Origin of the sequence: Herbaspirillum sp. B65 (assembly GCF_000333555.1) — a bacterium.
Lineage (GTDB): Bacteria > Pseudomonadota > Gammaproteobacteria > Burkholderiales > Burkholderiaceae_D > Herbaspirillum > Herbaspirillum rubrisubalbicans.
Genome location: NZ_BADI01000993.1, coordinates 1 through 8,474, shown reverse-complemented (window position 1 = coordinate 8,474; position 8,474 = coordinate 1). Strand labels below are relative to the sequence as shown.

5 protein-coding genes are annotated in these 8,474 nt (G+C 62.6%); 4 read left to right on the top strand and 1 reads right to left on the bottom strand.

All coding sequences use genetic code 11. The features are described 5' to 3' along the window. The 4 genes from I5W_RS23340 to I5W_RS23325 all read left to right on the top strand — a co-directional run. Positions 1-2,627: glutamate synthase-related protein (locus I5W_RS23340; protein ID WP_044531038.1), on the top strand; the 2,627-nt coding region annotated here is incomplete at its 5' end. Positions 2,628-2,738: 111 nt separating this feature from the next. After that, the gene (locus I5W_RS23335; RefSeq protein ID WP_044531037.1) at positions 2,739-4,202 is read left to right on the top strand and encodes a glutamate synthase subunit beta; all 1,464 of its coding nucleotides are present in this window, start codon (positions 2,739-2,741) and stop codon (positions 4,200-4,202) included. A 199-nt stretch (positions 4,203-4,401) separates the two neighbouring features. Further along, complete coding sequence (locus I5W_RS23330; RefSeq protein ID WP_044531036.1) at positions 4,402-6,216, top strand: M61 family metallopeptidase; 1,815 nt, start codon at positions 4,402-4,404, stop codon at positions 6,214-6,216. Between the two features lie 219 nt (positions 6,217-6,435). Next, entirely contained in the window at positions 6,436-7,905 is a 1,470-nt protein-coding gene (locus I5W_RS23325; protein WP_034311081.1) for an SPFH domain-containing protein, read from the top strand. Between the two features lie 191 nt (positions 7,906-8,096). On the opposite strand, the gene I5W_RS23320 is transcribed toward I5W_RS23325, so the two are convergent. After that, the coding region (locus tag I5W_RS23320) for a 50S ribosomal protein L25 (protein ID WP_044531035.1) at positions 8,097-8,474 on the bottom strand (378 nt) is incomplete at its 5' end.

The following is an 8,474-nucleotide window of genomic DNA, read 5'->3' as shown; positions in this document are numbered from 1 at the left end:
GGCGCCGAACGATCCACCCGTACCTGGCGATGGATACCCTGGCCGACATGGCCAAGGGGCTGCCGGGCGACCTGTCGCCGGAAAAGGCCATCTACAACTTCCAGAAGGCAGTCGGCAAGGGCTTGCTGAAGGTCATGTCCAAGATGGGCATCTCGACCTACATGTCCTACTGCGGCGCGCAGATCTTCGAAGCCATCGGCCTGTCCAAGACGCTGGTGGACAAGTACTTCAAGGGCACCGCCTCCAACGTCGAAGGCATCGGCGTGTTCGAAGTGGCCGAGGAAGCGCTGCGTCTGCATACCGCCGCCTTCAGCGCCGACCCGGTGCTGGCCAACGCCCTGGACGCCGGTGGCGAATATGCCTTCCGTATCCGTGGCGAAGAGCACATGTGGACGCCGGACGCGATCGCCAAGCTGCAGCACTCGACCCGTTCGAACAGCTACAACACCTACAAGGAATACGCCCAGATCATCAACGACCAGTCCAAGCGTCACATGACGCTGCGCGGCCTGTTCGAGTTCAAGATCGACCCGTCCAAGGCGATCTCGATCGATGAAGTGGAACCGGCCAAGGAAATCGTCAAGCGTTTTGCCACCGGCGCCATGTCGCTGGGCTCGATCTCGACCGAAGCGCACGCCACGCTGGCCATCGCCATGAACCGTATCGGCGGCAAGTCCAACACCGGCGAAGGTGGTGAAGACGTCAACCGTTATCGCAACGAGCTGAAGGGCATCCCCATCAAGCAAGGTGCCACCCTGGCTTCGGAAATCGGTCGCGAACACATCGAAGTCGATATCCCGCTGCTGGAAGGCGACTCGCTGCGTTCGCGCATCAAGCAGGTGGCCTCGGGCCGTTTCGGCGTCTCCGCCGAATACCTGATTTCGGCCGACCAGATCCAGATCAAGATGGCCCAGGGCGCCAAGCCTGGCGAAGGCGGCCAGCTGCCCGGCCACAAGGTCTCGGAATACATCGCCAAGCTGCGCGTGTCGGTGCCGGGCGTGGGCCTGATCTCGCCGCCGCCGCACCATGACATCTACTCCATCGAGGATCTGGCCCAACTGATTCACGACCTGAAGAACGTCAACCCGCGCGCGTCCATCTCGGTCAAGCTGGTCTCCGAAGTGGGTGTCGGTACCGTCGCCGCCGGCGTGGCCAAGGCCAAGTCGGATCACGTGGTCATCGCCGGTCACGATGGCGGTACTGGTGCCTCGCCGCTGTCCTCGATCAAGCACGCTGGTTCCCCGTGGGAACTGGGCCTGGCGGAAACCCAGCAGACCCTGGTCCTGAACGGCTTGCGCAACCGCATCCGCGTCCAGGCTGACGGCCAGATGAAGACCGGCCGCGACGTCGTCATCGGCGCCATGCTGGGCGCGGACGAATTTGGTTTCGCTACCGCACCGCTGGTGGTCGAAGGCTGCATCATGATGCGCAAGTGCCACCTGAACACCTGCCCGGTGGGCGTGGCTACGCAAGATCCGGTGCTGCGCGCCAAGTTCTCCGGCAAGCCGGAACACGTGGTCAACTTCTTCTTCTTCATCGCCGAAGAAGCGCGCCAGATCATGGCGCAACTGGGCATCCGCAAGTTCGACGACCTGATCGGCCGCGCCGACCTGCTGGACCGCTCCAAGGCGATTGCCCACTGGAAGGCCAAGGGTCTGGACTTCAGCCGCATCTTCCATCAGCCCGAGTCGAAGCTGCCGGTGTACCACACCGATGTGCAAGACCACGGCCTGGACAAGGCACTGGACCACAAGCTGATCGCACAAGCCAAGATCGCGCTGGAAAAGGGCGAGAAGGTGTCCTTCATCTCTCCGATCAAGAACCTCAACCGCACCGTCGGCGCCATGCTCTCCGGTGAAGTGGCCAAGCGTTACGGTGACGAAGGTCTGCCGGACGACACCATCCACATCCAGCTGCAAGGTACCGCAGGCCAGTCCGCTGGCGCCTTCCTGGCCAAGGGCGTGACCCTGGACCTGGTCGGCGAAGGCAACGACTATGTGGGCAAGGGCTTGTCGGGTGGCCGCATCATCGTGCGTCCCAACACTGAGTTCCGTGGTCGTGCGGTGGACAACATGATCTCCGGCAATACCGTCCTGTACGGTGCCATCAGCGGTGAAGCCTTCATCAACGGCGTGGCCGGCGAGCGCTTCGCGGTGCGCAACTCCGGCGCCACCGCGGTGGTGGAAGGCACCGGCGACCACGGTTGCGAATACATGACCGGCGGCACCGTGGTGGTGCTGGGCAATACCGGCCGCAACTTCGCTGCCGGTATGTCGGGTGGTATCGCCTACGTGTATGACCCGGAAGGTGACTTCGCCGGCAAGTGCAATACCGCCATGGTCAGCCTGGAAAAGGTCTTGTCCGACACCGAGCAGGAGCAGACCCTGGGCCGCAACGTCTGGCACAGCCTGCTGCGCGGTGGCGAACGCCAGACCGACGAAGCCATCCTGCGCGGCTTGATTGAACGCCACTTCAAGTACACCGGCAGCACGCGTGCGCGCTACCTGCTGGATAACTGGGCGGCGTCGCGCGCCAAGTTCGTCAAGGTGTTCCCGACCGAGTACAAGCGCGCGCTGGCCGAACTGGCCGCCGCTGCCGAAACGAAGAAGGAAAAGGTCGCCGCCTGATCCATCCGCAGGCAGTGATCGGACTAATCAATCAAGCACGCCGGCGGGCGTGGCGCCACCCAGAGTGAGAGCGCAGCCCGCCGCAATCCTTAGCGAGAATGTGAGAGGAAAATGGGAAAAGCCACCGGTTTCATGGAGTACCAGCGCCTGAAAGAGGCCAGCGAGGCACCTGCCGCGCGTACCAAGCATTACAAGGAATTCGTCCTGCACTTGAGCGACGCCGACGCCAAGATCCAGGGCGCACGTTGCATGGACTGCGGCATCCCCTTCTGCAACAACGGCTGCCCGGTCAACAACATCATTCCCGACTGGAATGACCTGGTCTATCGCGGCAACTACAAGGAAGCCCTGGACACCCTGCACCAGACCAACAACTTCCCCGAGTTCACCGGCCGCATCTGCCCGGCCCCCTGCGAAGCGGCCTGCACCCTGGGCATCAACAACGATGCCGTGGGCATCAAGTCGATCGAGCACTTCATCATCGACAAGGGCTGGGAAAACGGCTGGGTGGTGCCGCAACCGGCCGCCATCAAGACTGGCAAGAAGGTCGCCGTGGTCGGTTCCGGTCCTGCCGGCCTGGCCGCAGCCCAGCAGCTGGCGCGCGCCGGTCACGACGTGACCGTGTTCGAAAAAAATGATCGCGTCGGCGGCCTGCTGCGTTATGGCATCCCCGACTTCAAGATGGAAAAGTCGCACATCGATCTGCGCGTGGAACAGATGAAGGCCGAAGGCGTCACTTTCCGCACCGGTGTGTTCGTCGGCAAGGACTTCCCCGAGACCGTCAATAACTGGTCCAAGGAATCCGTCACGCCCGAAGAGCTGAAGAAGGAATTCGATGCGGTGGTCATCGCCGGTGGCGCCGAGTCCCCGCGTGACCTGCCGGTCCCGGGCCGCGAACTGAAGGGCGTGCATTTCGCCATGGACTTCCTGCCGCTGCAGAACAAGGTCAATGCCGGCGACAAGCTGAAGAACCAGATCATGGCCACCGGCAAGAACGTGGTCGTCATCGGCGGTGGCGATACTGGCTCTGACTGCGTCGGCACCTCCAACCGTCATGGTGCTGCTTCGGTGACCCAGTTCGAACTGATGCCGCAACCGCCCGAGTCGGAAAACAAGCCGCTGGTCTGGCCTTACTGGCCGATCAAGCTGCGCACCTCTTCCTCGCACGAGGAAGGTTGCCAGCGCGATTTTGCGGTCACCACCAAGCGTCTGGAAGGCAAGGGCGGCAAGGTCGAGAAGCTGATCGCCGCACGCGTCGAGTTCAAGGACGGCAAGATGGTCGAAGTGCCGGATTCGGAATTCGAGATCAAGGCTGACCTGGTGCTGCTGGCCATGGGCTTCGTCTCGCCGGTGCAGCAGGTGCTGGACGCCTTCGGCGTCGAGAAGGATGCCCGCGGCAATGCCAAGGCCACCACCGATGGCGAAGGCTGCTACAAGACTTCGGTTGAGAAGGTCTTTGCAGCAGGCGACATGCGTCGCGGCCAGTCGCTGGTGGTGTGGGCGATTCGCGAAGGTCGCCAGTGTGCACGGGCGGTGGATGAGTTCTTGATGGGTTCTTCACTGCTGCCGCGCTGATAGGCGGCCCGCCGACCTGTAGTAAATGATTTATATGATGTAAAGCGTATGACAGTGTAGTTCGTGTGACTCTGGACCCGGGCCGACGCAAGTCGGTCCGGGCTTTTTTTCGTCTGCGCGCAGGCGCGACATGGCAACGGGGGGCAAGTGTAAAATGGCCCATCGCCGCACGCCGGCACCATCCCGAGTTCGCACCACAATGGCAACCTCCACCTCCACCCCCACCCCGATCCGCTACAGCATCACTTCCCTCGATCCCGCCTCTCATCTCTACGACGTCACGCTCACTGTCGATACCCCGGCCGCTGATGGCCAGGTGTTCTCGCTGCCGGCCTGGATCCCGGGCAGTTACATGATCCGCGAATTCGGCAAGAACATCGTGACCTTGCGCGGCGAGTCCAATGGCCGCAAGGTGGCCGTCAAAAAGCGCGACAAGCACACCTGGCAAGCCGCTCCCTGCAAGGGCGCACTGACGCTGCACTATCAGGTCTATGCCTGGGATCTGTCGGTACGCACCGCGCACCTGGATCGCACCCATGGCTTCTTCAATGGCACCAGCGTGTTCCTGGCAGCGCATGGCTTTGAAGAGGGCCAGCACGTGGTGGAGATCGTCCGTCCCGCAGGCGAGGACTTCAAGCGCTGGCGCGTGGCCACGGCGATGTCCGAACTCAAGGCCAAGCGCTATGGCTTCGGTACCTACGTGGCGCAGAACTATGATGAATTGATCGATCATCCGGTAGAGCTCGGCGACTTCGCCCTGGCCAGCTTTCAGGCCCATGGCGTGCCACATGATGTGGTCATCACCGGTCGCATACCCAACCTGGACCTGGCGCGCCTGTGCGATGACCTCAAGAAGATCTGCGAAGCCCAGATTGCCTTCTTCGAGCCGCGCAGCAAGCGCGCGCCCATGGACCGCTACGTCTTCATGACGCTGGCCGTGGGCGATGGCTATGGCGGCCTGGAGCATCGCGCCTCCACCGCACTGATCTGCGCGCGCGCCGACCTGCCGGTCAAGGGCAAGCCGGAGCAGAGCGATGGCTATCGTACCTACCTGGGCCTGTGCAGCCACGAGTATTTCCACACCTGGAACGTCAAGCGTATCAAGCCGGCGGTGTTCGCGCCCTACGATCTGCGCCAGGAAAACTACACCTCGCTGCTGTGGCTCTTCGAAGGTGTCACCAGCTATTACGACGACCTGTTCCTGGTGCGTACCGGTGTGATCGATACCGAGCAATATCTGAAACTGGTGGGCAAGACCGCAACCGGCGTGCTGCGTGGTAGCGGGCGCAAGAAGCAGAGCGTGGCCGAGTCCAGCTTCGATGCCTGGGTCAAGTATTACCGCCAGGATGAAAACGCCAGCAATGCCATCGTCAGCTACTACACCAAGGGTTCGCTGGTGGCGCTGGGGCTGGACCTGAGCATCCGTGAACAGACCCGTGGCCGTCGTTCGCTGGACGATGTGATGCGCGGCCTGTGGACCCGCTTTGGCCGTGATTTCTATGCAGGCAAACAGCAGGGTGTACCGGAAGAGGGCATCCTGGCCTTGCTGGAAGAATTGAGCGGTGCCGACCTCAAGCGTTTCTATGAGCGCCACATCCGTGGCACCGAGGATGTGCCGCTGGAAGACTTGCTGCCTGCCTTTGGCGTAGCCTATGAGGCCAGCCTGCCGGCCGACGCCAAGCCCTGGCTGGGTGCACGCATCGGCAAGGACGGCAGCGATGCCAAGCTGGCCGCCGTCTACGAAGGTGGCCCGGCCATGCAGGCGGGGCTGTCGGCGGGCGACCTGCTGGTGGCCATCGATGGCTTGCGCGTGCCGGCCTCCGGGCCGGACGGGCTGCTGGGGCGCTATCGCCTCAACGATACGGTGCGCGTCCATGCCTTCCGTCGTGATGAGCTCATGGAGTTCAGCGTCAAGCTCAAGGCCGATAGCGCGCCACAGATCAGCCTCAAGGCGCTGGGCCGTCCGGTGGCGGTGGTACGCCAGCGAGCAGCCTGGCTGCATGACGGCAAGTGAACCAGATGGGGTGGCCCATGCGCCGCCCAGGTCGTAATGATGTGATGCCCCGCTTCTTCTTTTGGCTGAAAATTGTGCCAAGGAAGAGTTCCTGTAGGATGAGAGCCCCTCGGATTTTGTACTGGAGCTGAATAGACCTCATCAAAGGTCATGCTCTTGTGCAATTTCTGTTGTCCGGGTCGGTCCAAGCTGATCCGTCTTTCATCCACAAGGAGAGGTATGAATAATATGAATATCCTGGAGTTGGGCCTGATCGCGGCAGCCGTCCTGCTGCTGGCCCTGATCGTCATCATCGCCGTCACCCTGCGGCGCGTGGTGCCGACCAACATGGTGCACATCGTCCAGACGTCGCATTCCAGCACCCCCTACGGCCGCGGCAAGCCGGCCGGCAACACCTACTATGCCTGGCCGAGCTGGGTGCCCAAGCTGGGTATCACGGTGACCGAATTCCCGGAAAGTATCTTCCAGGTCGCGTTGAACAACTACGAAGCCTATGACAAGGAGCGTCTGCCCTTCGTCATCGATGCCGTGGCCTTCTTCCGCGTGGACAATGCCGAGACCGCGGCCCAGCGCGTGGCCACTTTCGACGCCTTGCATACCGACCTCAAGGCCGTGCTGCAAGGGGCGGTGCGCCGCGTGCTGGCCACCAATGCGCTGGAAGACATCATGCAGTCGCGCGCCGAGCTGGGTGCGCAGTTCACGGCGGAAGTGCAGGAGCAGATCTCGCAGTGGGGTGTGCTGCCGGTCAAGACCATCGAATTCATGGACCTGCGCGATGCCAATGGCAGCAATGTCATCAACAATGTGATGGCCAAGGAAAAGTCGCGCATCGACATGGAAAGCCGCGTCAAGGTGGCCGAGAACCAGCGCCAGGCCGAGCTGGCCGAGATCGATGCCAAGCGGACGGTGGAAGTGCAGCGTCAGGATGCGGCCCAGCAGATCGGCCTGCGCACGGCGGAAAAGGAAAAGCAGGTGGGTATCGCCAACGAGCAGGCCCAGCAGGAAATCAAGGCGGCCGCCAAGACCACCACCGAGCGCGACATGGATGTGAAGAAGGTGCAGGAAGTGCGCGGTGCGGAAATTGCCCGTGACGTCGCTGCCGTGCGCGCCGAGCAGGAAAAGCAGGTGGCCGTGGTCAATGCGGACGCCCAGAAGCAGGTGCAGGTCATCAACGCCGACGCCCAGAAGCAGGCGGTGACCACCAAGGCCGAAGGCGACCTGGCCGCCGCGCTCAAGGAAGCCGATGGTATCCGCGCCCGTGGTGAGGCCGCTGCTGCTGCCGAGCAGGCCATGCTGATGGCGCCGGTGACCACGCAGATCCAGCTGGCCAAGGAAATCGGCGCCAATGCCGGTTACCAGCAATACCTGATCACCATCAAGCAGGTCGAGGTGGGACGTGATGTGGGCCTGGAGATGGCGCGCGCCATGCAGCACGCCGACCTCAAGGTGATCGCCAATGCCGGCGATATGCAGCAGGGCGTGGCCAGCCTGGGCGACCTCTTCACCCCGGCGGGCGGCACCAAGCTGACTGGCATGTTGGCGGCATTGAGCCAGACGCCCGAGGGCCGGCAGTTCCTCGATCACGTCACGCCGCTGCTGGCCAAGGGCGCTACCACCGGCGCGCTGGTGGGCGCGGCCTCGGGCAGTGCGACCGCAGGTGCGGTGGCCGGCGCAGCGGCCCAGAAGTAAGGTCCGTGAGGGCGGCGCGCCGGATGCCGCGCCGTCGTCAGAACTCTGATCACAGCTCACTGATCAGAGTTCTGACTTCAGAGTTCTGACATCAAAGCACTTACATCAACGCCCCCTGATTAAAGCACCGTTAACGAAAAAACCCGCCGGAAAATCCCGGCGGGTTTTTTCTTGCGTGCGAATGAAGCGAATTACTTGGCTTCTTCAGCGCCGCCAGCAGCAGCTTCACCTTCAGCAGCCACTTGACCAGCCGGCACGGTAGCGGTGGCGATGGTCAGGTTTTCCTGGGTCACGGCGGTGACGCCATTGGGCAGCTTCAGGTCGCCCAGGTGGATCGATTGACCGACGTCCAGCTTGGACAGGTCGACTTCGATGAACTCGGGCAGGTTCTTGGGCAGGCAGGTCACGTCCAGTTCAGCAGCGACGTGGCTGATGATGCCGCCGTGCAGCTTGACGGCCGGCGAGACTTCAGCGTTCACGAAGTGCAGGGGCACCTTGGTGTGCAGCTTCTGGGAAGCGTCCACGCGCTGGAAGTCCACGTGCAGGACCAGTTGCTGTATGCGGGACTG